Source organism: Corynebacterium glutamicum ATCC 13032 (genome assembly GCF_000011325.1).
GTDB classification, from domain to species: Bacteria; Actinomycetota; Actinomycetes; order Mycobacteriales; family Mycobacteriaceae; genus Corynebacterium; species Corynebacterium glutamicum.
The window spans coordinates 2,820,544-2,847,221 of record NC_003450.3; the positions used below are offsets into that span (position 1 = coordinate 2,820,544).

General features: G+C 53.6%; 25 protein-coding genes. 14 read left to right on the plus strand and 11 right to left on the minus strand.

Going from position 1 to position 26,678, the window contains the following annotated elements; all coding sequences use genetic code 11:
* The first annotated feature begins 41 nt into the window (after positions 1–41).
* The 4 genes from CGL_RS13230 (at position 42) to CGL_RS13245 (ending at position 5,617) form a co-directional block, all read left to right on the plus strand.
* Positions 42–1,652, plus strand: coding sequence for an ABC transporter substrate-binding protein (locus CGL_RS13230; protein WP_011265985.1), 1,611 nt, complete (start codon positions 42–44; stop codon positions 1,650–1,652).
* A 180-nt stretch (positions 1,653–1,832) separates the two neighbouring features.
* Positions 1,833–2,798, plus strand: a complete 966-nt coding sequence (locus tag CGL_RS13235) for an ABC transporter permease (RefSeq protein ID WP_003853884.1) — start codon at positions 1,833–1,835, stop codon at positions 2,796–2,798.
* Complete coding sequence (locus tag CGL_RS13240) at positions 2,799–4,802, plus strand: dipeptide/oligopeptide/nickel ABC transporter permease/ATP-binding protein (protein ID WP_011265986.1); 2,004 nt, start codon at positions 2,799–2,801, stop codon at positions 4,800–4,802.
* Positions 4,799–5,617 (plus strand): ABC transporter ATP-binding protein, encoded by an 819-nt coding sequence (locus CGL_RS13245; protein ID WP_011015284.1) that lies wholly within the window; start codon positions 4,799–4,801, stop codon positions 5,615–5,617. Before CGL_RS13240 ends, CGL_RS13245 begins: the two co-directional genes overlap by 4 nt.
* 52 nt (positions 5,618–5,669) lie before the next feature.
* Here CGL_RS13245 and CGL_RS13250 read toward each other — a convergent pair whose 3' ends face one another.
* The gene (locus tag CGL_RS13250; RefSeq protein ID WP_011015285.1) at positions 5,670–6,293 is read right to left on the minus strand and encodes a LysE family translocator; all 624 of its coding nucleotides are present in this window, start codon (positions 6,291–6,293) and stop codon (positions 5,670–5,672) included.
* 71 nt (positions 6,294–6,364) lie between these two features.
* Between CGL_RS13250 and CGL_RS13255 the strand changes: the two genes are divergently transcribed.
* Positions 6,365–6,865 carry an Lrp/AsnC family transcriptional regulator gene (locus CGL_RS13255; RefSeq protein WP_011015286.1) on the plus strand — a complete coding sequence of 167 codons (501 nt, stop codon included), beginning with the start codon at positions 6,365–6,367 and terminating at the stop codon, positions 6,863–6,865.
* A 47-nt stretch (positions 6,866–6,912) separates the two neighbouring features.
* On the opposite strand, the gene CGL_RS13260 is transcribed toward CGL_RS13255, so the two are convergent.
* The 4 genes from CGL_RS13260 to CGL_RS13275 all read right to left on the minus strand — a co-directional run bounded on the left by CGL_RS13260 (position 6,913) and on the right by CGL_RS13275 (position 9,207).
* Entirely contained in the window at positions 6,913–7,275 is a 363-nt protein-coding gene (locus tag CGL_RS13260; protein WP_011015287.1) for a hypothetical protein, read from the minus strand.
* Between the two features lie 83 nt (positions 7,276–7,358).
* Positions 7,359–7,841, minus strand: a complete 483-nt coding sequence (gene ispF / locus CGL_RS13265; protein ID WP_011015288.1) for a 2-C-methyl-D-erythritol 2,4-cyclodiphosphate synthase — start codon at positions 7,839–7,841, stop codon at positions 7,359–7,361.
* Positions 7,834–8,604 (minus strand): 2-C-methyl-D-erythritol 4-phosphate cytidylyltransferase, encoded by a 771-nt coding sequence (gene ispD / locus CGL_RS13270; RefSeq protein WP_011015289.1) that lies wholly within the window; start codon positions 8,602–8,604, stop codon positions 7,834–7,836. Before ispD ends, ispF begins: the two co-directional genes overlap by 8 nt.
* Positions 8,605–8,610: 6 nt before the next feature.
* On the minus strand, positions 8,611–9,207 hold the full coding sequence (locus CGL_RS13275; protein ID WP_003853867.1) for a CarD family transcriptional regulator: 597 nt from the start codon (positions 9,205–9,207) through the stop codon (positions 8,611–8,613).
* A gap of 307 nt (positions 9,208–9,514) precedes the next feature.
* Here CGL_RS13275 and CGL_RS13280 point away from each other — a divergent pair, with 307 nt between their 5' ends.
* The 5 genes from CGL_RS13280 (at position 9,515) to disA (ending at position 14,746) form a co-directional block, all read left to right on the plus strand.
* Positions 9,515–10,240: a response regulator transcription factor gene (locus CGL_RS13280; RefSeq protein WP_003853866.1), complete on the plus strand. Its 726-nt coding sequence runs from the start codon at positions 9,515–9,517 to the stop codon at positions 10,238–10,240.
* On the plus strand, positions 10,237–11,355 hold the full coding sequence (locus CGL_RS13285; RefSeq protein WP_011015290.1) for a sensor histidine kinase: 1,119 nt from the start codon (positions 10,237–10,239) through the stop codon (positions 11,353–11,355). Before CGL_RS13280 ends, CGL_RS13285 begins: the two co-directional genes overlap by 4 nt.
* Positions 11,356–11,542: 187 nt before the next feature.
* Positions 11,543–12,127, plus strand: coding sequence for a hypothetical protein (locus CGL_RS13290; protein WP_011015291.1), 585 nt, complete (start codon positions 11,543–11,545; stop codon positions 12,125–12,127).
* Positions 12,128–12,247: 120 nt separating this feature from the next.
* Entirely contained in the window at positions 12,248–13,642 is a 1,395-nt protein-coding gene (gene radA / locus CGL_RS13295) for a DNA repair protein RadA (protein WP_011015292.1), read from the plus strand.
* A gap of 3 nt (positions 13,643–13,645) precedes the next feature.
* Positions 13,646–14,746, plus strand: coding sequence for a DNA integrity scanning diadenylate cyclase DisA (gene disA / locus CGL_RS13300; protein WP_011015293.1), 1,101 nt, complete (start codon positions 13,646–13,648; stop codon positions 14,744–14,746).
* On the opposite strand, the gene CGL_RS13305 is transcribed toward disA, so the two are convergent.
* The 3 genes from CGL_RS13305 to CGL_RS13315 all read right to left on the minus strand — a co-directional run bounded on the left by CGL_RS13305 (position 14,738) and on the right by CGL_RS13315 (position 18,034).
* Positions 14,738–15,427: a hypothetical protein gene (locus tag CGL_RS13305; RefSeq protein ID WP_011015294.1), complete on the minus strand. Its 690-nt coding sequence runs from the start codon at positions 15,425–15,427 to the stop codon at positions 14,738–14,740. The genes disA and CGL_RS13305 overlap by 9 nt on opposite strands.
* 75 nt (positions 15,428–15,502) lie before the next feature.
* Positions 15,503–16,957, minus strand: a complete 1,455-nt coding sequence (locus CGL_RS13310) for an aldehyde dehydrogenase family protein (protein ID WP_011015295.1) — start codon at positions 16,955–16,957, stop codon at positions 15,503–15,505.
* A gap of 453 nt (positions 16,958–17,410) precedes the next feature.
* Positions 17,411–18,034 (minus strand): carbonic anhydrase, encoded by a 624-nt coding sequence (locus CGL_RS13315; protein WP_003853851.1) that lies wholly within the window; start codon positions 18,032–18,034, stop codon positions 17,411–17,413.
* Positions 18,035–18,100: 66 nt separating this feature from the next.
* Here CGL_RS13315 and CGL_RS13320 point away from each other — a divergent pair, with 66 nt between their 5' ends.
* Together CGL_RS13320 and CGL_RS13325 are read left to right on the plus strand one after the other, a co-directional pair.
* On the plus strand, positions 18,101–18,982 hold the full coding sequence (locus CGL_RS13320; protein ID WP_011015296.1) for an A/G-specific adenine glycosylase: 882 nt from the start codon (positions 18,101–18,103) through the stop codon (positions 18,980–18,982).
* A gap of 37 nt (positions 18,983–19,019) precedes the next feature.
* Entirely contained in the window at positions 19,020–20,177 is a 1,158-nt protein-coding gene (locus tag CGL_RS13325; RefSeq protein ID WP_011015297.1) for a hypothetical protein, read from the plus strand.
* Positions 20,178–20,212: 35 nt separating this feature from the next.
* On the opposite strand, the gene CGL_RS13330 is transcribed toward CGL_RS13325, so the two are convergent.
* Complete coding sequence (locus CGL_RS13330) at positions 20,213–20,386, minus strand: DUF4236 domain-containing protein (protein WP_020948639.1); 174 nt, start codon at positions 20,384–20,386, stop codon at positions 20,213–20,215.
* A gap of 146 nt (positions 20,387–20,532) precedes the next feature.
* On the opposite strand from CGL_RS13330, the gene CGL_RS13335 reads away from it, so the two are divergent.
* Complete coding sequence (locus CGL_RS13335; RefSeq protein ID WP_011015298.1) at positions 20,533–21,309, plus strand: acetoin reductase; 777 nt, start codon at positions 20,533–20,535, stop codon at positions 21,307–21,309.
* 641 nt (positions 21,310–21,950) lie between these two features.
* Positions 21,951–22,694, plus strand: coding sequence for a Rib/alpha-like domain-containing protein (locus CGL_RS13340; RefSeq protein ID WP_011015299.1), 744 nt, complete (start codon positions 21,951–21,953; stop codon positions 22,692–22,694).
* A 192-nt stretch (positions 22,695–22,886) separates the two neighbouring features.
* Here CGL_RS13340 and CGL_RS13345 read toward each other — a convergent pair whose 3' ends face one another.
* Positions 22,887–23,180, minus strand: a complete 294-nt coding sequence (locus tag CGL_RS13345) for an antibiotic biosynthesis monooxygenase family protein (RefSeq protein WP_011015300.1) — start codon at positions 23,178–23,180, stop codon at positions 22,887–22,889.
* Between the two features lie 440 nt (positions 23,181–23,620).
* The gene (locus CGL_RS13350; protein WP_011015301.1) at positions 23,621–26,398 is read right to left on the minus strand and encodes an ATP-dependent Clp protease ATP-binding subunit; all 2,778 of its coding nucleotides are present in this window, start codon (positions 26,396–26,398) and stop codon (positions 23,621–23,623) included.
* Positions 26,399–26,678: the final 280 nt, after the last annotated feature.

The following is a 26,678-nucleotide window of genomic DNA, read 5'->3' on the forward strand; positions in this document are numbered from 1 at the left end:
AACTCACGGCCTGGGCCCCTCTTTTAAAAAGGATGTACCTCATGAGCACCACGATTACTCGCCGCAATTTCCTCCGAGCAACCGGAATCCTCGGTGTCGCAGCTGGCATCGGCGCAACACTTGCTGCATGTGCACCAGACAACACCGGCACCAGCGGATCCACCTCCACCGCAGCTGGCACCGGAACTGCAAATGAAGAAGGCACCATCACCGCAGCCATCTCCTACGAACTGGGAACCAACGGCTACGACCCAATGACCACCACCTCGGCTCTCACTGTGGCAGCCAACTGGCACACCCTTGAAGGCCTCACCGAAATCGACCCAGCCACCGGCGAGGTCTACGCAGCACTCGCCAGCGCACTGCCTTCAGCCGATGCGACCTCCCTAGACATCAAGCTTCGCGACGGCGCCACCTTCCACAACGGCGACGCAGTCACCGCAGACGACGTAGTCTTCTCTTTTGAGCGAGTCCTCGATCCAGCCAACAACTCCCTTTACGCATCCTTCATCCCATTCATCAAGTCAGTCACCAAGAAGGATGACACCACCGTCACCATCGACCTCGACTACGCAACCGGCATCATCAGCGAACGCCTCGCAGTAGTAAAGATCGTGCCAAAGTCCGTCGTGGAAGCAGACGCATCCGGATTCGACGCCAACCCAATCGGCTCCGGCCCATACAAGATGACCGACAACGGTGCATCCAAGGTGGTCAAGTTCGAGCGCAACGACGACTACAACGGCCCACGCCCAGCACGTGCCGCCAAGATGGAATGGCAGATCATCCCCGACGCCTCCACCCGCACCAACTCCCTTCAGTCCGGCAGCACCATGGCCATCGACTCCGTTCCATACCTGTCGATCCCACAGCTTGAAGCCACCAGCACCGTAGAATCCGTCCAAGGATTCGGCCTCCTGTTCGCCATGTTCAACTGCTCCGAAGGCAACCCCTTCAACGACGTCCGCAACCGCCAGGCATTCCTCTACGCACTGGACATGGACAAGATCGTTAAGACCGGCATGTCCGACCAGGCAACCCCAGCCACCTCCTTCGTGCAGAAGGAACACCCCAACTACAACCAGGCATCCACGGTCTACTCCCTCGACGCCGACAAAGCCAAGGCGCTGTTCGCTGAAACCGGCCTTACCAGCCTCAACCTCCTGTGCACCGACCACGACTGGGTCAAGAACTGCACCCCACTGATCCAGGAATCCCTCGCAGCCCTTGGCATCAACGTTTCCTTCACCGAACGTAAATCCGCCGACGTCTACAACACCATCGACGGCAAGCCAGAAGCATACGACGTCGTCATCGCCCCAGGTGACCCATCCGTCTTCGGCAACGACCCAGACCTCCTCATGCGCTGGTGGTACGCCGGCGACGTCTGGACCGACTCCCGCATGCACTGGAAGGGCAGCGAATCCTACGACCAGGTACAAAACCTCCTGGAAGAAGGCATCCGCGCTACCGACAAGGCAGAACAGCAAGACATCTGGAACCGCACCTTCGATGTCATCTCCGACAATGTTCCCCTCTACCCGCTGTTCCACCGCAAGGTCCCAACCGCATGGAACTCCAACGCCCTCGTCGACTTCAAGCCAATCTCACTCACCGGCTTGAACTTCTCAGGTGTTGCAACTACTGAATAACAACCCCAGTGGCTTTCAAAGCCCGGCGTAGCCAGAATTCTGCGCCGCGCCGGGCTTTTTCTCTTCAGTTTTCTCCAGCTCTCTCCAATTCTTTCCAGTTTTTGGCGTTTTTCTAGCCTGTTAGTTTTCAGCATTTTTCAGCACACTTTTTAAGATCTCATCGAAAGCGCGATACCCACTATGTCCAATCTTTTGAGACTTGTCGGCCGACGGCTCATCGCTTTACCGATCATGATTATTGGCGTCACCCTGCTGGTTTTCATCGTCATGTCATTCTCTCCTGCCGACCCGGCACGACTTGCCCTAGGCGAATCAGCCTCCCCCGAAGCACTTGAAGCCTACCGTGAAGCCAACGGCCTCAACGATCCAATGATGGTTCGCTATTTCGACTTCATCCTCGGCATGCTCAAAGGCGACTTGGGAACCTCTAGCGGTGGCGTAGCTGTTACCGACATTGTTGCCCGCGCTTTCCCCATCACCCTGCAGCTAACATTCTGGGGACTCATCATCGCTGTTGTAGTGGCGTTGATCCTCGGTGTCATCGCCGCTCTATACCGAGACCGCTGGCCTGACCAGTTGATTCGCGTGGTCTCCATTGCGGCTCTTGCTACTCCTTCATTCTGGTTGGCTATCTTGCTGATCCAGTGGTTGGGTACTATCCCTGGAGCCTGGGGTTTCTTCCCAGCACTTGTCACCCGGTGGGTCCCATTCAGCGAAGATCCCGCCACCTACTTCAACAACATCGCACTTCCAGCGATTGCGTTGGCAGTCCCCGTTGCAGGTTCTTTGGCCCGCGTTGTTCGTACCTCCATGGTGGAAGAACTGGACAAGGACTACGTCCGCACAGCAATCGGTGCAGGTATCCCCAAAACTGAAGTTGTTGCCCGCAATGTTCTGCGCAATGCGCTGATCACCCCAATCACCGTGATTGGTCTTCGCGTTGGTTACCTCATGGGTGGTGCGGTGATCATTGAGATCATCTTCAACATCCAAGCAATGGGACAGCTCATCCTAGACGGTGTGACCCGAAATGACGTCTACCTCGTCCAAGGTGTCACCCTCACCGTTGCCATCGCCTTCATCATCGTCAATATCGCCGTGGACCTGCTCTACGTCCTGGTCAATCCACGTATTAGGAGCATCTAGATGCGCCGTAAACTAACCACCACATTAGAAAACAAGCCCGGTGCACGACTTGGTGGCTTCCGCGCACTTGCACCAACTTCAAAAATCGCGCTGGTTTTCCTTCTCCTGATCTTCCTCCTCGCGATCTTTGCCCCACTGATTGCTAAATACGATCCACTGGCCTCCGGAACTCCAGTCCAGCCTCCAAGCGGTGAGCACTGGTTTGGTACCGACGCCATCGGCCGCGATATTTTCTCCCGCGTAGCCCACGGCGCCAGAGCCTCCCTGATCATTGGTCTTTTCGCTACGGGTGCAGCACTTCTAGTTGCGGCAGTGTTGGGATCTATCGCAGCGACTGCAAACAAAGCAATCTCCGAAGTTCTCATGCGCGTCCTCGACGTAATCATGTCTTTCCCAGGAATTGCACTGGCTGCAGTCTTCGTTGCAGTGTTCGGCAACGGCGTTCCAGTTATCGTGTTCGCCATCGCTTTCCTCTACACCCCGCAGCTGGCCCGCATTGTGCGTGCAAATATCTTGTCCCAGTTCGGTGAAGACTACGTCAATGCTTCCAAGGTCATTGGCGCATCAACCGCTCACATCTTGATCAAGCACGTTGCCCGAAACTGCATGGCTCCGATTCTGGTGTTCGCCACCGTCCTGGTCGCCGATGCGATTGTCTTCGAAGCATCCCTGTCCTTCATCAACGCTGGTGTGAAACCACCATCACCTTCATGGGGCAACATCCTTGCCGATGGTAAAGCCCTGCTGCTTAGCGGCGCATGGTGGCCAACCTTCTTCCCAGGTTTGATGATCCTGCTGACCGTTCTCTGCTTGAACATCCTTTCTGAAGGCCTCACCGACACCCTGGCCAGCCCTAAGCCAAAGCCTGTTTCAGCTTCTGCAAAGAAGGCACTGAAGAAGGAAGAATCCGGTGAAAAGGAAGGCTCCGGAATCGTGCTTGGGCACACCACACGTGAAGAAGCCAACGCCTCACTGCTCGCATCACTTGCTGCGCTATCCACCAGCGAAAACAATTCCAATAACCGGCTTATATTTGATGGCAACCCCACTCCTCTGTTGGAAGTTCGCGATCTAAAGATCTCCTTCCCCAATGCTCACGGAGATATCAATATTGTCGACGGCGTGAACTTCACCGTCGCCCCAGGCCAAACCATGGGTCTTGTCGGTGAATCCGGCTGTGGTAAATCGATTACCGCAATGTCGATCATGGGTCTGCTGCCTCCAACAGCAAAGATCGAAGGCGAGATCCTTTTCGACGGAAAGAACCTCCTTGATCTGAAACCAGACGAGCTCAATGCACTGCGTGGACATGAAATCGCCATGATCTACCAAGATGCACTCTCCTCACTCAACCCATCCATGCTGATCAGCGCCCAAATGAAGCAGCTGACCCGCCGCGGTGGAAAGCGCAGTGCCGAAGAACTCCTGGAACTTGTAGGCCTTGATCCAAAGCGCACCCTGCAGTCCTACCCGCATGAGCTTTCAGGTGGCCAGCGCCAGCGAGTTCTCATCGCAATGGCACTGACCAGAAACCCACGCCTCCTCATCGCCGACGAGCCAACCACCGCGCTAGACGTCACTGTTCAGCAGCAGGTTGTCGATCTGCTTAATGAACTGCGTGAAAAGCTCGGATTCGCCATGATCTTTGTATCCCACGACTTGGCTCTTGTCGCCCGCCTGGTGCACAAGCTCACCGTCATGTACGCAGGTCAGGTTGTTGAGCAAGGAACCACCCGCGAAATCCTTATCGATCCTCGACACGAATACACCCGCGGTTTGCTCGGATCCGTGCTCTCCATCGAAGCTGGTGTGGACCGCCTCTACCAGGTCCCAGGCACTGTTCCATCACCAAAGGAATTCGTGGCAGGCGACCGCTTTGCACCACGATCAGAATTCCCAGAACTTGGCCTTGACCAAAAGCCAGTACTTCGCCCCATCACGGGCACAGAGCATGCATACGCAGCAACCGATGAACTTCTTGCCGCAAAGGGAGAACAACGATGACCTCGACAATCGACACCAGGCAACCCATCCTGGTACTGCGAAACACCAACGTGATCCACAAGACCCGTACCGGAAAGCTGTTTCGCCCAGACCAGGTCCACGCCAACAAAAACATCAACTTCAAGGCCTACCGCGATGAAGTAATCGGCATCGTGGGTGAATCTGGTTGCGGAAAATCTACCCTTGCCCGCGTTATGGTTGGCCTGCAACCGGTCACCTCCGGCGAAGTGCTGTTCAAAGGCAAGCCCATGAAGCCTCGTGGTGCGCAGCGCAAAGAACTCGGCAGCTCAGTATCCGTCGTGTTCCAGGATCCTGCCACCTCGTTAAACCCACGAATGACCGTGCGCGAACAGCTCCTCGATCCACTTCGAGTACACAAAGTTGGCGATGAAGCATCCCGCAACCAGTGGGTTTCAGAGCTGATCTCCATGGTTGGCCTCCCGCAATCCGCGTTGGAAGTACTCCCCCGACAGGTTTCCGGTGGCCAACGCCAACGCGTGGCCATTGCTCGAGCACTTGCGCTGAAACCTGACATCATCGTTGCCGACGAACCAACCTCCGCGCTGGATGTATCCGTTCGTGCGCAGGTCCTCAACCTTCTGCTGGATCTGAAAACTGAACTCGGCCTGGGATTGGTATTCATCTCCCACGACATCAACACTGTTCGCTACGTTTCTGATCGCATCGCAGTCATGCTGGCTGGAGAAATCATTGAGGAAAACACCACCTCAGAGATCTTCAACAATGCGCAGCAGGACTACACCCGCACTCTGCTCGAAGCGACACCATCGCTGCTGAACAAAACTCGTTTGTAGTCTCCAACCCTTTATTCCCTCACAGCGGGCTTATCACTTTCGCACAACCGGCCTAAGTGATAAGCCCATAAGCAGTATTAACCAGTAATCCGGCACCAATGAGAAACAGTGCGATGCCACCAACCAGGGTGATAATGCGATCCGCAGACGGTAACTTTTGCAGACCAATACCCCTGACCAATGCGATTGTTCCCAACCACCACGCTCCTGAGCCAAGCACGATGGTGGCACACAATGCCAAGGTCCTCATTTTCATATCTTCCCCATTCCCAATGAACTGAGGAAGAATCGCTGCAAAGAACAACAGCGCTTTCGGGTTCGTGGCATTGGTGATAAATCCTCGAAAATAACCTGCACTCGATTGACTAGCAGCAGTTTCAGATTCCCCGGTATTTTGGGAAGCACGAAACATGTTCGTGCCCATCCACAAAAGCACTCCCGCACCAAGAAGTTGAATAGCGCTCAATACTCCCGGAGCTGATAGCAATAATGCAGTTGCTCCGGCTATCGCAAGACTCGCATGTAACATCAGTCCCGTCATGATTCCTGCCGCAGTCATGACCCCCGTGCGGATCCCGCGGGTTGCAGAATGTAGAACAAGAACAAGGTCAGGTCCGGGCACCGCTAATGCCACCAATAATGCGAGTGCGAATGCGACCCATGATGCTGCGTCCACGTGTACCTCAATTTCTGTTCAAAGAATTTCCAGAAACTAAATGTACGAATATGATTCGTTAGACTTCAAACATGAATGAATTTCAAATGAAACAAGATCAATCTCCAAAATTAGATTCGGTAGATTGGAAAATCCTCGAACTTTTACAGGTCGATGCAACAATGCCGAACAAGGACATCGCAGCCAAAGTCGGTATCGCACCGAGCACCTGTCTAGAACGGATCCGGCGAATGCGACGAAATGGAACAATCGTAGCCACCCGTGCGCACGTTCGCCCAAGTTTGTTGGGTAGAGGTGAACAGGCTTTTCTTGGCATCCAAATCCGACCCCACGCCCGTGATACAGCCAATGACTTTGTGCAAAAAGTACTCGCACTTCCCGAAACCCTCGCGCTCTACAACGTCAGTGGCAGCGAAGACTATCTTGTTCATGTCGCCGTAGCGAACAGCACCGAATTACAATCTTTGATCATCGATAAACTGCTCGCACTGCCACAGGTCGCGCACTGTCGAACACAACTAATTTTCGGTGAGCCTTGGGTCGCTCCGCTTCGACAAAGCGACGGACAATAAAGCCACCGACATTAAAGCAACAGTCGATCCCGACAAACTACAGGGGTTTACTTCCTCTTAGGTGATTTGTGGAAGTCTTTATACAGGGCAAGAAATCCACTGAGAATTAGTGTGAAAATAACTGCCCCTGCCAAACCGCCCCAAAACTTAGTCCAGGATTGCGCATCAAAAAGGAGCATTAAATTGGGTACAGCCGCAAATGCGTAGAGGCGCGGAATAAACCAATCACAGGGCTTTTTGTAATTCGAAAGTCCCCACACCACAGCTCCGATGGCTATTGCACTCGAAATCCACATCACTAATGCGGTGGAGTTGTTGTCCCGAAATCCCAAAATCTGCTCGGTAGCCATCCCGCCAAGCACGATGATAGCAACGAGATTCCAGACTTTAGGTGAACTCAGCTTGGGCATGCCCCGACCATACCTTGAAGCCAGCCCCCTCCAGTCCCCGCCAGCTCCAAACAGACCAAGTCAGCCCAATCCCTACAGAAAACTTAAGCCTTCCACACCACTGCCGTTGCTACCGATGCACGACCCTCGCTGCGACCAGTGAATCCCATGTGATCAGTGGTGGTGGCAGACAGTGAGCATGGTGCGCCGATGATTTCGGAGATGACTTGTTGTGCTTCTTCGCGGCGGGGTCCAAATTTGGGGGTTTGGCCAACCAGTTGGGCGGCGACATTTCCAATGACGTACCCGTGTGCCGAAAGCAGCTCCCGAACTTCCTTCAACAACTGTGTACCAGAAACACCATCGTATTCAGGTCTCCCCACACCAACGAAAGAGCCCAAATCCCCCAGACCAGAGGCAGAAAGGAGAGCATCCACAATTGCATGAGCTACAACATCACCGTCGGAGTGGCCTTCGCAGCCGTCGACGCCTTCAAAGAGGAGGCAGGCGATCCAGCAGGGTTTTCCCGCTTCGATTTGGTGGGCGTCTGTGGCGATTCCTACGCGGGGGATGATTGGGTTAGTCACCTGGTACCTCAAATATTGTGGGTTCGGCTTCGTCGGTGATGCGTTGTGCCAGCATCATATCAATGGGGGTTGTTACTTTAAACGCCATTGGGTCGCCTTGTACGCAGACTACATCTGCGCCGTACCATTCCATCAAGCTGGCGTCATCGGTTGGGATGAAGCCTGGGTTGGGGTCGGCGAAGAATTTCTCATTCGCTGCAACAAGTTCGGACAGCAGGAAGCCTTGTGGGGTTTGGACGGCGCGAAGTTCTGCACGGTTGGGTGTGTCGACAACTACTCCGCCATCAGGGGACACTCGTTTGATGGTGTCCGATACTGGCAGTACTGGGATGACTGCGGTGGCGCCTTCGTGGACTTTGCGCACCACGCGCGCAATCATGCCGGGTGGTGTGAGCGCTCGGGCGCTGTCGTGGATTAAGACAATTGCATCGGGGGTGGCGTCGTCAAGCGAAATTGCCTGAAGGCCTGCCCAGACCGAGTCCGCGCGCTCCCCGCCGCCGTGCACGAGCCGTACGCGTACCCCTTCGGGGTCGTTCAAAAGACCGCGTTTGCGCAGCAAATCGCGGGCGTAGGTTTCCATGTCGGGGCTGACGAGGATGATGATTTCGTCGACGCTTTCGGAGGTGAGCATGGCTTGGAGCGAGCGCTCTAAAAGTGTGCGTTCACGCAACGTGACGAATGCTTTGGGGATGGGTCCGCCGAGGCGGGTTCCGCGCCCCGCCGCCGCGAGGAGTGCGATGACGGGGATTCGTGTAGACGACATGGGCGTCTAATCTTCGTCGTCGAAGCTCAGATCGTCAAGATCCACGTCGGAATCGTCGAAGTCGTCGAATGCGTCCTTCTTCTCTTCCTCGTCGCCGAGCAGGTCAGCGCGGTGGCGAGCAATGGTCTCATCGACCTGGCTGAGGAAAGCATCCGCCTTCTCATCGTCCACGGTTTCGGCGAGCGCGAGCTCACCAACAAGAACCTGACGCGCCTTGGAGAGCATGCGCTTCTCACCAGCGGAAAGGCCACGATCCTGATCACGACGCCACAGGTCACGGACAACCTCAGCGACCTTGTTCACGTCACCGGAAGCCAAACGCTCCTGGTTAGCCTTGTAACGGCGGGACCAGTTGCCGGCTTCTTCGACGTCAATTTCACGAAGAACAGAGAAAACCTTCTGCAGGCCCTCCTCGCCGACAACGTCACGCACGCCAACGAGTTCAGCGTTCTTTGCTGGAACGCGAACGACGAGATCGGAATGATTGATCTGGAGAACCAGGTAGTCCACCGTCTCACCATTCATTTCACGCTGCTCCAGGGCTGAAATAATTGCAGCTCCGTGGTGCGGGTAAACGACGGTATCTCCGACCTTGAATTCCATTCCCACTCCTTCTAATGGCGGTTCCATTTTTGCTAGAACCAGCCGGTGGCGCCCGCATTGTCCATGCAAGCGACCTATTTAATACTTCACCCTGCTGCGCTACCCCTCAAATTTCAATCGAATTCGGGGCAGGCTTTAACCTATGGAATTCTACCATATTTAACGTAACTTCAGCGCCTTGAGGCGCAGGGATAATGCTTTTCGACGCGGCCCTCCACCCGCAATCTACGGTTGAGCGGCCGAGGCCAAGGCAGCCGTTTCTGCTCCTGTTGTTAATCAGGAAACAGAAAAGGCCATACTTGAAACCATGACGAACCCCTCCCCCGCGCTAAATGAAACCCTTTCCGGCAGGGTGCTGATCGTTGAAGATGAGCGCCCTCTTGCTCGCATGATTTCGCTTTATTTAAGCAAAGCGGGTTTCGATACCACCACGATCCACGACGGCGCCGCTGCTCCAGATAAGGTCGCTCACCTGCGCCCCGACGTGGTCATTTTGGATCTTGGGCTGCCTGGTCTTGATGGTTTGGAAGTGTGCAAACGCATCCGCGCGTTCACCGATTGCTACATCCTAATGCTCACCGCCAGGGGTTCAGAGCGGGATCGGATTACAGGTTTGGAAATTGGGGCTGATGATTACATCACCAAGCCGTTTAATATCCGCGAACTTGTCATTCGTATCCAGTCAGTAATGCGTCGCCCTCGAAAAATCGATGAAACCATCCAAAATGGTTTGACCTTGACTTATGGCCACATTGAGCTGGACACCTTGGCGCATGAAGTCACTGTCAAAGGCGTTGGGGTGACACTGACCCGCACAGAATTTGAGCTGCTTCAAGCCCTCATGCACAAACCGGGAGAGGCAGTGTCTAGGCGTGATTTGGTCAGCCAAGTGTGGGATACCACCTGGGTTGGCGATGAACGCATCGTTGACGTGCACATTGGAAATCTGCGCCGCAAGCTGGAAGCACCTGCGCCGGGTTCACACTTCATCGACACCATCCGAGGTGTTGGCTACCGGATGGCCTTCAAATGACAGCCCTCATCCCAGCTCGCCACAGCCTGACTTTTCGTCTGCTCACCGCGCAGCTTGCTGTGGTGTTGATCAGTCTGCTGGCCGCCCTGATTGTGGCTGCCTTGGTAGGGCCTGCAATTTTCAATTCTCACCTGGATCTTTCCGGCCCGATTGATCCCCGCCAGACGGATTTCCACATTCAGGAGGCCTACCGGGACGCCAATTACATTGCCCTCGCAGCGGCACTTCCCACCGCAGTGTTGAGCTCCATTGGTGTGAGTTTTTGGCTTTCCCACCGCCTGGGCCAGCCGTTGTGGCGACTGTCCCGGGCTGCAACTGCCATGAGCTCCGGCGACTACCAGGTGCGCGTACCCATTTCCGATGTGGATAAAGAGGTCGCTGCTCTATCTCTCGCCTTCAATTCCATGGCGGATCAGCTCGAACACACAGAAGAACTCCGCCGAAACATGCTCTCCGATCTATCCCATGAAATGAACACTCCCCTTTCCGTCCTCCTTGTTTATGTCGACGGTTTGCAGGACGGCATGGTGGAGTGGGACGCCGACACCCACGCAGTTTTCGCCGAGCAACTTGGCCGGCTTTCCCGCCTCACATCAGATCTTGATGATGTCTCTAGAGCCCAAGAACACCGCTTCGACCTGGTCTACAGCACCGTCGCCATCGGTGGTCTCATTCACAATGCCGCCGGAGCCGCCGCAGGTTCCTACCAAGAAAAAGGCGTGGCCCTGGAAGTAACAGGCAGCGATTCCACCGAACTCATCCGCGTTGATAGCCAACGCTTCGCCCAAGTCATGGCCAACCTCTTCTCCAACGCCTTGCGGCACACCCCCGCCGGTGGGAAAGTTCACGTCCGCGTCCTGCGTCAAGGCGTGGGAACCATCGTCATCGAAGTCATAGACAACGGCGAAGGAATCGCCCCTGAACACGTAAAATACGTTTTCGAACGCTACTTCCGCGCCAAACGATCCGACTCCGACGACCAATCCGGCTCCGGAATCGGCCTCACCATCTCCCGCGCACTCATCGAAGCGCAAGGTGGCACACTAACCGCAGAATCCGCTGGCCTGGGCAAAGGCGCGAAATTTACCATCCGACTACCCCTTTTAAGCAAATAAAAAAATTGCTTTTCGACGCTTCCCTCCACCCTTGAACAATCCACATTTAAGATTTATGCCCCTTTTGTTTGCCCCCGTTTACACCCTCCGTTTAATCAACCGACTGTGTGAATGCGCTTAAACGGACTAGGGTTGTGAGCAGCATATCCAGATTTTTCTGGATAAATCCTGGAATTTCTTAAAACCAATGGAGGACGAATCCGTGAAGTCCCTGAACTTGGCTGCCCGTCGTGGCGCGCTCGTGACCGTGGCTGCTGCGTCAGCTCTTGCGCTTGCATCCTGCAGTGCCGGACAGATCACCCAGACCTCAAGCCAGGTTGCAGCAGTTGATGGCAACCAGGCAGGCTCCGCGAACGACCCAGTTCTGGTGCGTGATGTAACCGTGCACCTCACCACCGACGGCGAAGCTGGAGTAAAGTTCACCGCCATCAACCAGGACACCTCTCACACTTCTCACACCCTTGAGTCCGTCACCGTTGACGGCGAAGAGGTTGAGCTTGATGATGCAGAGCCAATCGAGCGCAACTGCTCCCTCGTTGCAGACATCCAGTCCGAACTGGATCTGATCGAGGAGCCAGAAGTTGGCTGCATCCAGCACGTAGCAACTTCTCTTGAGAACCCAGGTTTCGCATACGGCGGAGTCGTGCCAGTTGAGTTCGTCTTCGACACCGGTGCGATCACCATCGATGCCACCGTTTCCGCACCTGTCCTCGAGTCAGGCGTAGAAAACCGCGAGGTCGGCGGAGACACTGCAGAGGCAAGCCACCACTAAGCCTCTCAAAGCTGCTTGAACCGCCCACTTCCAATGAATTGTTGGAGGTGGGCGGTTCTTTTTCACCCCTTTTCGAACACCGTTTCTCTTAATGTCCATCCCACCGTTTAAGGTAGGGGCATGGCAAAAAAGGTTCGCAGCGTACACGAGTGTTCTGAATGTGGTTATTCCAGCCCAAAGTGGTTGGGGCGCTGCCCTGAATGTGGTTCTTGGGGTTCCATGGAAGAGCGCACAGTCGGTGAGTCCGGTGGTGCGGCTCGTGCTGCTGTGTCGGGTGCTGCGCCGGCAGGCTTGACCCCAACTTCCCCGGCAGTGCCCATCGGTAAGATCGTTGCTTCCCAGGCCACAAGCATTTCCACTGGTATTGGAGAGTTAGATCGCGTACTCGGTAACGGCATCGTGCCAGGATCCGTCGTACTCATGGCCGGTGAGCCCGGTGTTGGTAAATCCACTTTGCTGCTTGAGGTCGCAAGCCGTTGGGCTTCAATGAAAGAGGGCGACGGGACCCGCACCGCGCTGTATGTCACCGCGGAGGAATCAGCAGGTCAGGTGCGTCTTCGCGCTGAGCGCACCGCAGCTGTCAAAGACACCCTTTATCTTGCTGCTGAATCCAATCTGGATGTGGTTTTCGGCCACGTTAACCAAGTGAAACCGAGCCTCCTCATCGTGGACTCCGTGCAAACTATGCATGCCGCTGGCGTTGAAGGCGTTGCGGGCGGTGTCGCGCAATCTCGCGCTGTCACAGCCGCGCTCACCACGCTTGCGAAAACCTCCGGAATCCCAATTCTCTTGGTAGGCCACGTCACAAAAGACGGCAACGTCGCAGGTCCACGCGTCCTTGAACACCTCGTTGACGTCGTTTTAAACTTCGAAGGTGACCGCCACTCCTCCTTAAGAATGCTCCGTGGCATCAAAAACCGCTTCGGTGCCACCGATGAAGTCGGCTGCTTCGAACAACAATCCGACGGCATCAAAGAAGTCCCCGATCCCTCCGGACTCTTCCTCTCCCACCGCGGCTCTACCCCAGACGGCACCGCGGTCACCGTCGCCATGGATGGCGTGCGCCCGCTATTAGCGGAGGTTCAAAGCTTGCTTGTCGACGCCCCCTCCAAGAATCCACGCAGGGTCGTCACGGGCCTCGACGCCAATCGGGTCCCCATGGTCCTTGCGGTGTTATCCGCACGCGCCGGACGCCAAACCCAAGGAAAAGACGCTTACGTGGCAACCGTTGGTGGCATGAAAGTTGGCGAACCAGCAACAGACCTCGCTGTCGCGCTCGCTACTGCCTCGGCTTTAGCCAAGAAACCACTACCAGATAAAACAGTGGTACTCGGTGAAGTCGGCTTGGCCGGAGAAATCCGTCGCGTCCCCAACGTTGATCGCAGACTAGCCGAGGCGGAACGTTTAGGTTATGAAAAAGCAGTCATCCCCGGAGGCTCAGGCATCAAACAAACAAGCCTGAGAGTCATCGAAGCTTCAACACTTGCCGAAGCACTTGCAGCAGTAAGCTTATAAAGCATGACACCAACAACCACTCCTGTATCAAACCCAGATGCCCTTTCCACTGGAACTCAGGATGTGCACACCCTCAAAGGAACGTTGCAGCGCCTCGCCCCAGGCACACCACTTCGCGATGGCTTAGACCGCATCGTCCGAGGACACACCGGCGCGTTAATCGTCATTGGTGATGATGAAAACGTCTCCTCGATCTGCGACGGCGGCTTTGAATTCGACGTTTCGTTTGCTGCAACCCGACTCCGCGAGCTGTGCAAGATGGATGGCGCTGTCATCTTGTCTTCCGACCTTGAGCGTATCAAACGCGCCAATGTTCAGCTGCTGCCTTCACCAACCTGGCCAACCCAGGAGTCCGGCACCCGCCACCGTTCTGCAGAACGCACCGCGCTTCACACCGGTGTGCCAGTGATTGCGGTATCCGAATCACAAAACACCATCACTCTCTACGTCGAGGGCAAATCCCACATGTTGGAGCAGCCAGCTGCCCTGCTTAACCGCGCCAACCAAGCTTTGGGAACAATGGAGCGCTACCGCGATCGTCTCGATCAGGTCAATAACCGCCTTCACCTGGCTGAACTCCACAGCTATGTCACCGTGATTGATGTTGTTTCTGTCATTCAGCGCGAGGAAATGCTGCGCCGAGTGGGTGAAATCATTGATGGCGATGTTCTTGAACTAGGCAAAGACGCCAAGGAGATTCAGATCCAGCTCAGCGAATTACGTGGCGATAATGACCGAGAACGTGAATCAATCATTGCTGATTACCTTGTCACCGACGGTATTCCTGCAGATGAGGAAATCCACGCAGCCCTCGAAGCGATCTCACATTTAGATGATAAGGCTCTGCTGAATCCTGCGAACATCGCGCGTGTTCTTGGACTGCCACCGACCGAGGAAGCACTTGATGAGCCAGTCACTCCTCGCGGCTACCGCACGCTCAACAGAATTCCTCGAGTGCAAAAATTCCTCATGGATAAACTCATCGTGGAATTCGGCAACTTGGATGCACTGCTCAATGCGTCAGTAGAGGATCTAAGTGCAGTCGATGGTGTGGGCTCACTGTGGGCACGCCACATCACCGACGGACTTGGCCGTTTAAGTTAGGTTAAAGGTCACCGCTGGTGAAGGGTTATTACCGACCACAGTGTGCAAGTAGTAGCCACCGGCGGGGACATCAGTGCGGTTGTTGCACTGGTTTGGCGCTGAAGTGGTACGAGACCATGTTGCCTGGAAGTAGCGATCCTCGCCGGCAGGGAACACGCTCGTGCCGTCTTCAACTGCAGGGTTGCAGTCGACATCAGACCAGATTCGTGCGTTGGTCGCGAGATTGTATACCTCGAAACGGAGTTTGTTCTCCTCGAGGTCAATTTCGCAATCAACAGCAGTCGGATTATGCACAGCCATAAATAATTCTGGCTGCGCAGAACCTGAGAAAGTCGGCTGATTAGTGCTTGCGGAAATCACCAAGTCACTAAGCTCACAGGTCTTTTTTGCATCTGCTGCAACGGTGGATGTTGCGGTTGGTTCAGCACTGGAAGTCTCTTCTTCTGTGGTGGCTTCAGTCGTGGATTCTTTAGAAGAAGAACTAGACGTCGTGGAAGATTCCATTGAGGAGGTCACTACAGCATTATTTGGCTGCTCTTCCTCAGGCTCCGATGATCCACCTCGAAGCGCGACGACTGCCCAGATAATCAAGGCAATCACGACGAGCAGAACTAGGAGCGCTGCCATGCGGCGGCGCTTGTAAATGACTTCATTATGTCTCGGCGTTCCCACACAGAACACTCTATTACTTTCATCGGCCTGTTCAGCGGATTAGCGTTTTGGGCGTGTTGAGTGTGGGGTTACGTCGAAAAACAATTAGCTGCGCTTGATGCCGATCCATCGATCTGTGGTGAACTCCTCGATCGCCCAATCGCCGTTGAAGCGGCCGAGGCCAGAGTTCTTTGAACCACCGAACATCACGTGTGGTTCATCGTTGACGGTGAGGTCATTGATGTGAACCATGCCGGAATCAATCTGCAGAGCAAACTGGGCTGCACGATCAATATCCTTCGACCACACTGCCGCGCTCAAACCAAAGTCGGAAGCATTGGCCAGCTCTGCTGCGTGTGCCTCATCATCGGCCTTCAGCACGCTGATGAGAGGTCCGAAGATTTCCTCACGAGCGATTTCCATGTCAGAGGTGACATCAGAGAACACATGCGGATGAACCAGTCGGCCTTCAATTGGCCCTTCAACCTGGACGGTTGCGCCTTCCTTTTTGGCCAACTCGATCTTTTCCTTCAAACCACTGAGCTGACTGTCATTAATGACAGGTCCAACAAGGGTTCCTTCTGCGCTTGGATCGCCGGTTGGAATGTTCTTCACTGCTTCAACGAACTTCTCTAGGAATTCATCATGAACTGCAGCATCAACAATGACTCGGTTGATTGACATACAAATCTGTCCCTGGTGTAGGAAAGCGCCAACTGCGGCAGCCTGGGCAGCGGCGTCGATGTCGGCGTCGGCAAGCACAACGAACGGCGCGTTGCCACCGAGCTCTAGTGCAACAGTTTTCATTGGTCCACCATTAATTGCCAGCTCACCGACACGACGACCGACTGGGGTTGAACCGGTGAAAGAAATCAGCTTTGGCACGGCGTGGGTGACAAAGTGATCACCGATTTCAGATCCTGCGCCCGCAACCGTGCTGATCACGCCTGCAGGAACTCCGGCCTCCTCAAAGATTCGTGCAGGAATTACACCACCAGTAACTGGGGTATCACTCGCAGGCTTAATCACTACGGCGTTGCCCACGGCTAGTGCCGGAGCAACCGAGCGGATCGAGAGGTTCAGTGGGAAATTCCATGGACTAATCACTCCGACAACGCCCTTGGCTACGCGGTACACACGGTTTTCTTTGCCCGGAGTATTCGAAGGAGAAATTCGACCATGCACACGACCAGGGAATGAAGCCGATTCTTTAGTGATGTTTCCTGCCAAAGTGATTTCCAAATTAGCCTTGGAACGCGTCGAGCCGGATTCCTTGATCAGCCATTCCACGATTTCCTCCCGGTGCTCTTCAAGAAGTTCAGCCGCACGGTAGATGATGGCAGATCGTTCCGCAGCGGGCGTAGCTGCCCACTCAGCCTGGGCCTTCTTCGCGGCTTCATACGCGGCATCAACATCAGCAATGGAAGCTTGTTTGCTTTCGGCGATTACGGAATCGTCGTAAGGATTGATATTGGTGGAAATTCGATCCGAGTTTCCCTCCACCCACTGACCTCCGATGAGGTGTTTGGTGGCGTCGATTCCAGCAAATGTTGCAGTCACAAGGTCTCCTAAAGTTGATTGTGGATACTTCACCAACTGTACCTTTAGTTACAAACTTGTGATTTTTATGAAATCAATCACTGCTGCCCTAGAGGTCGATTTGCGGGCCTGGATTTCCAAAAGGGCCATAGGGCTGAGTGGCGTTCACCGCCGTTGGAATCGATTCTGCGAGGTCACTTTTTCGCTGTTCAGGACGGGAATTGTGATAGTTTCCACAGCGATCAAACTGGTGCGCCAAGATTACCTAAAAAGCCGAACTTCTGGCACCTGTGTCCGGTTCCCAACCGGTTCTCAATCTCTAAACCTCTAAACCGGACAGGCGTTCCAAAACCTGGAAAAAACCCAGAGTCTTGGCACGCCTGTCTGGTTTCTCTAACTTGAGTCCCCCGAACTACCAAACCACACTGCCCACGGCCCCCAAATCACCGATCATAGGCAATCTCAGACCGAAAACTAACCCACGTTCTTGCTAATTACAGGTTCAGTACGACCGTCAGAGAGTCGGTAGCGCAAACCAATGATTCCCAACTCACCGGTTTCGACCTTCTGATGAATCTCTGGAGAACGGGACAACAGTTGGTTTACCGTTGCCACAACGTGGTGTTCCTCGAATTCCTTGATGGAGCTCAGGCCCTCTGCCTTGGCTTCTAGAATGGATGGTGCAACCTTTTCAACCAAAACTCGTTGGTAGCCTCCGGGAAGTGCACCGCCTTCAAGTGCTGCTGCAGTTGCTGCAACTGCACCACAGGATTCGTGGCCCATGACGATAACCAATGGAACGCCGATGGATTCAGTGGCGTATTCGATGGACGCAAGCACTGCTTGGTCGAGGATTTCTCCGGCAGTACGGACAACAAAGAGGTCACCGAGACCGACGTCAAAAATAATCTCAACTGGCACTCGAGAATCTGAACAGGAAATAACAACAGCTGCAGGCGTTTGTCCATTGCGAAGTTCTCTTCTGCGCGGGGCGTCCTGGTTTGGTCGATCTTCGTTGAAACTGATGAATCTTTCGTTTCCGGCAAGCAATGCTTCCCATACTGCGGGCGGAGTTCTATCAACATTACGCAAAGGCATAAGCTTTATTATTCCACTCGGTGTGACATATGACCTAAAGTGCCAGTCAGTACAATCATTTAGGTCATGTCATTTACAGCTTTTCAAACAGCCCTGCTCGTGTGGTTTAGAGCAAATGCCCGCGATCTTGCGTGGCGTGATCCCAATACTTCAGCATGGGGAATTCTCCTTTCAGAGGTGATGAGCCAACAAACTCCCGTCGCGCGAGTCGAGCCGATTTGGCGTGAGTGGATGGAAAAATGGCCCACTCCGGAAGATTTCGCGAATGCGAGCACCGATGAGATTTTGCGGTCGTGGGGCAAGTTGGGCTATCCACGTAGGGCGCTGAGGTTGAAGGAATGTGCGGAGGTGATCGTCGAAAAGCATGCCGGCGAGGTGCCGGATACGGTGGAGGCGCTGCTCGCGTTGCCGGGGATCGGTGATTACACGGCGCGCGCGGTCGCGGCGTTTCATTTTGGGCAGCGCGTGCCGGTGGTCGATACGAACGTGCGTCGCGTGTACCAGCGCGCGGTAGCCGGACGTTACCTTGCGGGGCCTGCGAAAAAGCAAGAGCTTATCGACGTCTCCCTTCTCCTTCCCAACACTCACGCCCCAGAATTCTCTGCCGCAATAATGGAGTTGGGTGCTCTTATCTGCACGGCCACTTCCCCAAAGTGTGACACCTGCCCACTGCTTGACCAGTGTCAATGGCAAAAACTTGGCTGTCCCTCCCCGAGTGAAGAGGAGCTGGCTTCAGCGAAAAAGCGTGTGCAGAAATTTGTGGGAACCGACCGACAAGTCCGTGGCCTAATCATGGACGTACTGCGCAATGCCACCGCACCTGTGCCACTATCCGCGATTGATGTCGTGTGGCCTGACGATGCCCAACGCTCCCGGGCGCTGTTTTCGCTCATTGAGGACGGACTCGCGGAACAAAATGAGGCGGGTTATTTCCACCTGCCACGGTAAACCACTGCGCGCCTGCAAAAAACAGTAGGTTTAAGTAATGCTTGGTCTCTCTCGTCGTAAGTTTGCCATGCTCGCTGCCTTAACTGCGGGAATCGTTGGCGTTGTTGCCACTGGTTGTAGTACGCCCGCAGAACCTGAAACGATCGATAATCCGGTGTTCATTGGTATCTCCATCGATCCAATTAAAAACCTAAGTCCGAATCACGCTGCAAACCTCTTCGCTTTATCTGCAGATGGCTCGGGAGGAATTTTCCAAGAACTCGCTCCCACATACTTTCCGTCGATCCATCGATTAGGAAACGGATTCATCGCACCCGATAGAGATTCTTTGGTAGTTGTCGACGCTTCTCTAAAGGAAGTTTATCGACACGAAGTGGCCAGGCTTGGTGTTGGAATGCAAACTCAATCAGCTAGGTCTCCACTGCATAAATCAGTTGCCTTCTCCTTCAATGAAGGAACAGCTGAAGCCCCATATAGACACCGCATCGTCTCCGCAACTGAGAAAACATCAGCTTCCGCAATGACAGATCAGCGGCACTTCGCGCTTACTGCATGCGATGACGGATCCACACGGTGGGTCGAATATTCCCCTGACCGCGGAATGGAAGATCCAATGGGCCCCGGCTCAGCACGCATCGTGACTCTCCAGGCCGACGGAGAACTCAGTGAAATTGACGTTGAGTGGAATTTCCCGGATCGGCCCTCCGCCCCAATTATTCTGTCTTGCGAAGATCCAAGCGCTTATATAGTTTCAGAAGAAGACATCATCTATGTAAAAGACGAGGTAAGCCCTGCCGAATCCATAGGAAAATTACCTGCATATGAAATTCCGGACCGCGCCCGATTCGATACAGTTTCCGGCGAAGACTACTTCGCTTTTACGTCAACTGGGATGCTGACACGCATCAATATTCCCCAAGCAAAAATCGTCTACGCACAATCCATTGACCTCTACGGCAAGCATCCGGTTTCCATAACTTTCGATTCCGACCGTGCATACGTGGTTACTTCCGGGGATTCCGGGGAAAGCCTTCTTGAAATCGACTTGAATGATCCAACATGCACTTCAGATCAGCTCTCGCTCACTGGTTTCAACAAATTACTCACAGCTCGGAAACCTAAGCCAGAACCGTCGATCATCATCGAAACCATCTTGCCAATTGACCCAAACTACTCACTGGGTTGTAAGAGTTAGATTTTGGACGGAAGTGTGTATGCCGTTTGGCGCCGTTATTTCTTCCACCTGCCGCGATAGTTCAAACCGCCAGGCAACTTCACTGAGATTCCACCACGCGAATTAATAGTCACCGGCCCGATTCGCTTCGATCCGGAAACGCCAGACTTAGAAACATTCAGCCAACTGTCTTTTCCGGTCTTAATAATTTTCCGATAATTCAGTCCCATGTGAACCAGCATAATCTTCATCACATGGTGTGTGCAGAAATATTTTTGCTGGTCTATTGTGGCGACCGAGGGCCTTTGAAGGTTCGACAAACTGTATAAGGCCTTGAATCTTGAGAATTTATTTTGAGGAAGCAAGAGGAAGTGTCATGAGCAAAGTTGCAATGGTTACCGGTGGTGCACAAGGCATCGGTCGTGGAATTTCAGAGAAGCTGGCAGCAGATGGTTTCGATATTGCCGTAGCCGACCTGCCACAACAGGAAGAACAAGCTGCAGAGACCATCAAGTTGATTGAAGCTGCAGGTCAAAAGGCTGTATTCGTTGGATTAGATGTCACCGATAAGGCTAATTTCGACAGTGCAATTGATGAGGCAGCAGAGAAACTTGGCGGCTTCGATGTGCTAGTAAACAACGCCGGCATCGCACAAATTAAGCCACTTCTGGAAGTCACCGAAGAAGACCTAAAGCAGATCTACTCCGTGAACGTTTTTAGCGTATTTTTTGGTATTCAAGCAGCATCCCGAAAGTTCGATGAGCTTGGCGTAAAAGGCAAGATCATCAACGCTGCATCAATCGCTGCTATCCAAGGTTTCCCAATCTTGAGCGCCTACTCCACCACCAAATTCGCGGTTCGTGGCCTCACCCAGGCTGCTGCGCAAGAACTCGCACCCAAGGGTCACACCGTGAATGCCTACGCACCTGGCATCGTGGGCACCGGAATGTGGGAGCAAATCGATGCCGAGCTTTCCAAGATCAACGGCAAGCCAATCGGTGAGAACTTCAAGGAGTACTCCTCCTCAATCGCATTGGGCCGACCATCAGTACCTGAGGATGTAGCCGGTCTGGTTTCGTTCCTGGCTTCTGAAAACTCCAACTACATCACCGGACAGGTCATGCTTGTCGACGGCGGCATGCTCTACAACTAGGGGTTGCTTTCCCGCACTCAACGCAGTTTTTGAGTGCGGGTTTTTTCATTCTTTTTTACTTTTCAAACACGTATAAACATTGCTATTCGGACAAATGGGCACCCCTCAAAACTTGCACATACCCAGCAATTATCAGAGGTTCTAATAATCTCCTTAGCCTCTGTTCGAATTCTTGGAAACTTCAATAAACAGGTGTCCACCATAGGGAATATAATCTACAGCTGCAGCCAAGGTTTTTCCTAGGCTACTGCCATATTCCCTCTATTTAGGAGACTCCCTTGAAGTCAAAGAAGTTACTGTCAGTGCTTACAGCAGTGGCCCTTTCTGGCGGTGTGGTAACCACAACAGCCATCGTTTCCCCCTCCATTGTTTCCGCAGCTGAGACAATGACGGACCAATATGATCCGTTTTACGATGACACTACTGTCCGGGCGGTTCCTTGGGTGCTACTGTACCCACAAGGCGAAAAGCGTCTGCCATCTGGGACGACTTTTTCACTCTTTGATTCAACTTCATATAGTCCTGAAGTCTTCTCGGATGGTGCAGTTATGATTAAACTAACTCCTAGCAGTGGCCAACTACATGTCTGGCTTAATAGCCTATGAACGCCTAAGCCTGGAGCCACAACAACCACATTCCGAATGGTCGCAGAGTACCCTGACGGATCCTCGGAAATATTCCCGGTAACGTTAAATTTAATTCCGGAAGATACCCTCGTTTATGACGCCGTCTACAAATTCAAAAGCATCCGAACTGGTTCCGAAGATCAAATAACCCCATTTGTATCAAACCAACCTGATGTGCCTTTCCCTGCAGGAACATCGTTCACATTAACTGGATATTATGAAATTGATCAGCTGAGAAGTGCAGGATGGAAATTTGAGCTTAATCCTGTAACAGGTGAACTTTCAGTCACAGTTCCTATCTCTGTAATTTACCCTGATGGGTCTCGTGATAACACAATCGCGACCATGGAATCCGTAGGCCCTGATGATTCTGAGCTTTTCAAACCAGACTTTGATTTAATCCCAATAAAATCAGGTGACTATATAGAGATAGGTGTACTCGCACCAGGGCTTCCTGCTGGTACGGAATTCCATCTCGATTACTACGCACTTCCGGATCGATTCTTTGACTTAGGCGGTTCTACAAGCCTTTCAGGCAACGGTAAGTTCTCTCTTGGAGTTCCACTTACCTGGAATGATGATCTCCAGCTCCCGATCTCGATTACTTTTCCTGACGGAAGCCACACAGTTGAGAATTTGCATGTTGACGTAACCCCCGCAAACTTTGCTGGCAACCCCATTGACGAGCCTAAGGACGATGACAAGGATCATCCACAACCGGCTCCTAAACCAAGTGGCAGCTCATTTGGTTCTAGCTAGTTCCTACTAAACAGTTCAAAACAGCCAGCTCCGCAACTACAAGGTTGCGGAGCTGGCTGTTTATCCAGAAGCGCTCATTGGCAAACAGGGCTATTCAGAGGTTTCGTGTCATCAAATCCAAACCTCTGAACTTGCGTTAGCTTCAAAAACCTCCGTCAAGATCTAGGTGTGACTATGCCACGCCAAGGACTTTTAGCCTTCCAAAGGAACCACATCGAAACCAAGAACTTCCACGCTCATGCCACGTTGTTCATCATCAGCATGGTTACCGGCAGGGCGGGCATCCGACCATGCTTGATAGTCTTCGCGGGAATCCCAACGAGTAACTACGAAGTAGCGATCCTCACCAAATTGTGGACGCAACAACTCAAATTCTTGGAATCCTTTGGCCGTATCTACAGCCTTCTTACGAGCCGCGAAGCGTTGTTCGATTTCTTTTTCAGCCCCTGCAGGGAACGTAAGAGCCGTGATGTTAACAAATGACATGATGACCTCCTCCGCAGCGGAACCCCGTCCGCTGCACTATTCACAACCGGACACCATTAGTGTAACCTAACTACATTGTTTATAGCCTTATGAGAATCATCACCTTTAACTCTCTGACCTGGCATTAATTCAATTAAATCCCGCCTGGCGCGCTTATAGCCCATTTAAGACCTCCGAGTTTTTCGAATGGGTATTTGCATACACAAAGATCCGAAAACCTCTTAAAAGCTCTTCTGGGGAAGTATGACTTTTAGGACTCAAGGGCATAATTTGAGCTCGACCAAACACGCATGCCCAAAATCTTCAAAATCCCGAACGATGGGCCCGGCACCGGAATGCACTGATCCTGAAGTCAGTAGCCAGAATCCCCTCCCTGAGCATTAAAAAAGGGCCCGCACGTTAGGATTTTCCTAAAGTGCGGGCCCTTTTTCAAAAGGTTGCTACTCCTTGCTTGGAGCAGTGCCTCCCTGATCATCGGTGCCGTAGTAGTCACCGGACACCTGATCAATGTCGGTGCCGTTTTCTACATCTTCCTCAAACTTTTCAAGGGTTTCAAGGTCAATGTCGGAAAGTGAATCGGTTTCTGGGACATCGCCGTCAGCTGCAGAATCTACATCTTGAATTGCTTCCGCAGCCTCGACAGAGATCTCAGAGAACTTACCTTCTGGCATTGGCTTTGGACGTGGTGTGAAGGTGAACTTCGCACGGTCGGTGTCCTTGGACTCGCCGTCCCAGCCTTCGACGTCAACGGTGACGATCTCGCCTGCGCCGATTTCACCGAAGAGGATCTTCTCGGACATCTGGTCTTCAATTTCGCGCTGGATGGTGCGACGCAATGGTCGTGCACCCAGAACTGGATCGAAGCCTCGGTTAGCCAGGAGGTCCTTGGCCTTCTCAGTCAGTTCGATGCTCATGTCCTTCTCAGCCAGTGCGTTGGAAACGCGACCGATAAGAAGGTCGACCATCTGAACGATCTGATCCTTGGTGAGCTGGTGGAAGACCACGATCTCATCAATACGGTTCAGGAACTCAGGGCGGAAGTGCTTCTTCAGCTCGTCGTGGACCTTGTTCTTCATGCGGTCGTACTGAGCATCGCTGTCAGTCTCGGAGGATCCGGAGAAGCCCAGGCCAACAGCCTTGGAGATGTCAGCGGTGCCCAGGTTGGAGGTGAAGATCAGGACGGTGTTCTTGAAGTCCACGATGCGTCCCTGACCATCGGTAAGGCGACCATCTTCCAACACCTGCAGCAAGGTGTTGTAGATCTCCTTGTGGGCCTTCTCGATTTCGTCGAAAAGCACAACGGAGAATGGCTTACGGCGAACCTTCTCGGTCAGCTGGCCACCTTCTTCGTAGCCAACGTATCCCGGAGGGGCACCGAAAAGTCGGGACGCGGTGAAGCGGTCGTGGAACTCACCCATGTCGATTTGGATGAGGGAATCATCGTCACCGAAGAGGAATCCTGCGAGAGCCTTGGACAGCTCGGTCTTACCAACGCCGGATGGACCAGCGAAGATGAAGGAGCCGGAAGGACGCTTAGGATCCTTCAGACCTGCACGGGTACGACGGATCGCACGGGAGACAGCCTTGACAGCTTCATCCTGTCCGATGATGCGCTTGTGCAACTCTTCTTCCATGTTGAGCAGGCGTGAAGATTCAGCTTCGGTGAGCTTGAAGACAGGAATACCAGTCCAGTTGGCCAGTACTTCTGCGATCTGCTCTTCGCCAACCTCAGCGATGTCCTCGAGGTCGCCGGAGCGCCACTGCTTTTCCTTCTCTGAACGCTCTTCGCCGAGCTTGCGCTCCTTATCGCGAAGACCTGCTGCCTTCTCAAAGTCCTGAGCATCGATCGCTGCTTCCTTCTCACGGCGAACATCAGCGATACGCTCATCAACCTCGCGGAGGGAGGAAGGTGCGGTCATGCGCTTGATGCGCATGCGGGCGCCAGCCTCATCGATGAGGTCAACGGCCTTATCTGGCAAGAAGCGGTCGTTGATGTAGCGATCAGCAAGCTGAGCTGCTGCAGTAAGAGCACCATCGGTGATGGATACGCGGTGGTGAGCTTCGTAGCGGTCGCGCAGACCCTTCAAGATCTCAACGGTGAGATCAACCGAAGGCTCTGGAACCTGCACTGGCTGGAAACGACGCTCAAGAGCTGCGTCCTTTTCAATGTGCTTACGGTACTCATCCAGGGTGGTTGCACCAATGGTCTGCAGTTCACCGCGGGCAAGCTTTGGCTTAAGCAGGGAGGCAGCGTCGATTGCGCCTTCTGCTGCACCTGCACCCACGAGGGTGTGGATCTCATCGATAAACAGGATGATGTCGCCGCGCTGGTTAATCTCCTTGAGGACCTTCTTCAGTCGCTCTTCGAAGTCACCGCGGTAACGGGAACCTGCAACCAGGGAACCTAAGTCAAGGGAGTAAACCTGCTTGTCCTTGAGGGTCTCTGGAACCTTGCCGTTAACAATGTCTAGTGCAAGACCTTCAACAACTGCGGTCTTACCAACACCTGGCTCACCAATAAGAACTGGGTTGTTCTTGGTACGACGGGAGAGCACCTGCATGATGCGCTCGATTTCCTTATCGCGACCAACAACTGGATCCAGCTTGCCGTCCTTTGCAGCCTGGGTGAGGTTGCGGCCGAACTGGTCAAGGACCAAAGAGGTAGAACGCTCGCCTGGGCTGCCCGAAGATGGACGACCGCCAGGAGCAGCTCCTGCACCAACAGCGTCACCGCCAGTAGGGGCGCCCTGGCCGCCCTCTGGGGATCCGCCCTGGCCACCTTCGTAGCCGGAGAGAAGCTGAATAACTTGCTGACGCACGCGTGGCAGATCAGCACCAAGCTTGACCAGGACCTGGGCAGCAACGCCCTCGCCCTCACGGATCAAACCGAGAAGCAGGAACTCAGTACCGATGTACTTGTGTCCCATTTGTAGGCCTTCGCGGAGGCTGAGCTCCAGGACCTTCTTGGCACGTGGAGTAAAAGGAATGTGGCCGGTGGTGGGCTGGGAGCCCTGGCCGATAATCTCTTCGACTTCCTGGCGGACGGCGTCCAGGGAAATTCCCATGGATTCCAAAGCCTTGGCTGCAACGCCCTCGCCCTCGTGAATGAGGCCGAGGAGAATGTGCTCCGTGCCGATGTAATTGTGGTTGAGCATGCGCGCCTCTTCCTGCGCGAGCACAATCACGCGGCGTGCACGATCGGTAAACCTCTCGAACATGTCTCTCCCCTTAATTCTTTATTTCTAAATTCGCTTTCACCCACTTTAACGCCCTTATTGGGCAAAACTTCCAGACTTTTTCAGCTCGGCTTGGAATTAGCTAAACACCAAACCATATAAGCCCTGTTCAGGGCTAGTTTTTGAGGCCTGAAAGGCCCTGTACGCCTGTAGCGAACACCGGGTTGGGGCGTCGAAAAGCAGTAGTAAAGCAGCAGGAAGGTGGTGGAAAGAGCAATTGAGGTACCCTTGCCGTGTTCAGGGATAACTGATTAATCAACTA

Bases quoted from the DNA above. Each gene is read 5' to 3' on its own strand.
- CGL_RS13230 (WP_011265985.1), top strand. From the start codon at position 42: ATGAGCACCACGATTACTCGCCGCAATTTCCTCCGAGCAACCGGAATC.
- CGL_RS13235 (WP_003853884.1), top strand. From the start codon at position 1,833: ATGTCCAATCTTTTGAGACTTGTCGGCCGACGGCTCATCGCTTTACCG.
- CGL_RS13240 (WP_011265986.1), top strand. From the start codon at position 2,799: ATGCGCCGTAAACTAACCACCACATTAGAAAACAAGCCCGGTGCACGA.
- CGL_RS13245 (WP_011015284.1), top strand. From the start codon at position 4,799: ATGACCTCGACAATCGACACCAGGCAACCCATCCTGGTACTGCGAAAC.
- CGL_RS13255 (WP_011015286.1), top strand. From the start codon at position 6,365: ATGAATGAATTTCAAATGAAACAAGATCAATCTCCAAAATTAGATTCG.
- CGL_RS13260 (WP_011015287.1), bottom strand. From the start codon at position 7,275: ATGCCCAAGCTGAGTTCACCTAAAGTCTGGAATCTCGTTGCTATCATC.
- ispD (WP_011015289.1), bottom strand. From the start codon at position 8,604: ATGTCGTCTACACGAATCCCCGTCATCGCACTCCTCGCGGCGGCGGGG.
- CGL_RS13275 (WP_003853867.1), bottom strand. From the start codon at position 9,207: ATGGAATTCAAGGTCGGAGATACCGTCGTTTACCCGCACCACGGAGCT.
- CGL_RS13280 (WP_003853866.1), top strand. From the start codon at position 9,515: ATGACGAACCCCTCCCCCGCGCTAAATGAAACCCTTTCCGGCAGGGTG.
- CGL_RS13285 (WP_011015290.1), top strand. From the start codon at position 10,237: ATGACAGCCCTCATCCCAGCTCGCCACAGCCTGACTTTTCGTCTGCTC.
- CGL_RS13290 (WP_011015291.1), top strand. From the start codon at position 11,543: ATGGAGGACGAATCCGTGAAGTCCCTGAACTTGGCTGCCCGTCGTGGC.
- radA (WP_011015292.1), top strand. From the start codon at position 12,248: ATGGCAAAAAAGGTTCGCAGCGTACACGAGTGTTCTGAATGTGGTTAT.
- disA (WP_011015293.1), top strand. From the start codon at position 13,646: ATGACACCAACAACCACTCCTGTATCAAACCCAGATGCCCTTTCCACT.
- CGL_RS13315 (WP_003853851.1), bottom strand. From the start codon at position 18,034: ATGCCTTTGCGTAATGTTGATAGAACTCCGCCCGCAGTATGGGAAGCA.
- CGL_RS13320 (WP_011015296.1), top strand. From the start codon at position 18,101: ATGTCATTTACAGCTTTTCAAACAGCCCTGCTCGTGTGGTTTAGAGCA.
- CGL_RS13325 (WP_011015297.1), top strand. From the start codon at position 19,020: ATGCTTGGTCTCTCTCGTCGTAAGTTTGCCATGCTCGCTGCCTTAACT.
- CGL_RS13330 (WP_020948639.1), bottom strand. From the start codon at position 20,386: ATGGGACTGAATTATCGGAAAATTATTAAGACCGGAAAAGACAGTTGG.
- CGL_RS13335 (WP_011015298.1), top strand. From the start codon at position 20,533: ATGAGCAAAGTTGCAATGGTTACCGGTGGTGCACAAGGCATCGGTCGT.
- CGL_RS13340 (WP_011015299.1), top strand. From the start codon at position 21,951: ATGGTCGCAGAGTACCCTGACGGATCCTCGGAAATATTCCCGGTAACG.
- CGL_RS13345 (WP_011015300.1), bottom strand. From the start codon at position 23,180: ATGTCATTTGTTAACATCACGGCTCTTACGTTCCCTGCAGGGGCTGAA.
- CGL_RS13350 (WP_011015301.1), bottom strand. From the start codon at position 26,398: ATGTTCGAGAGGTTTACCGATCGTGCACGCCGCGTGATTGTGCTCGCG.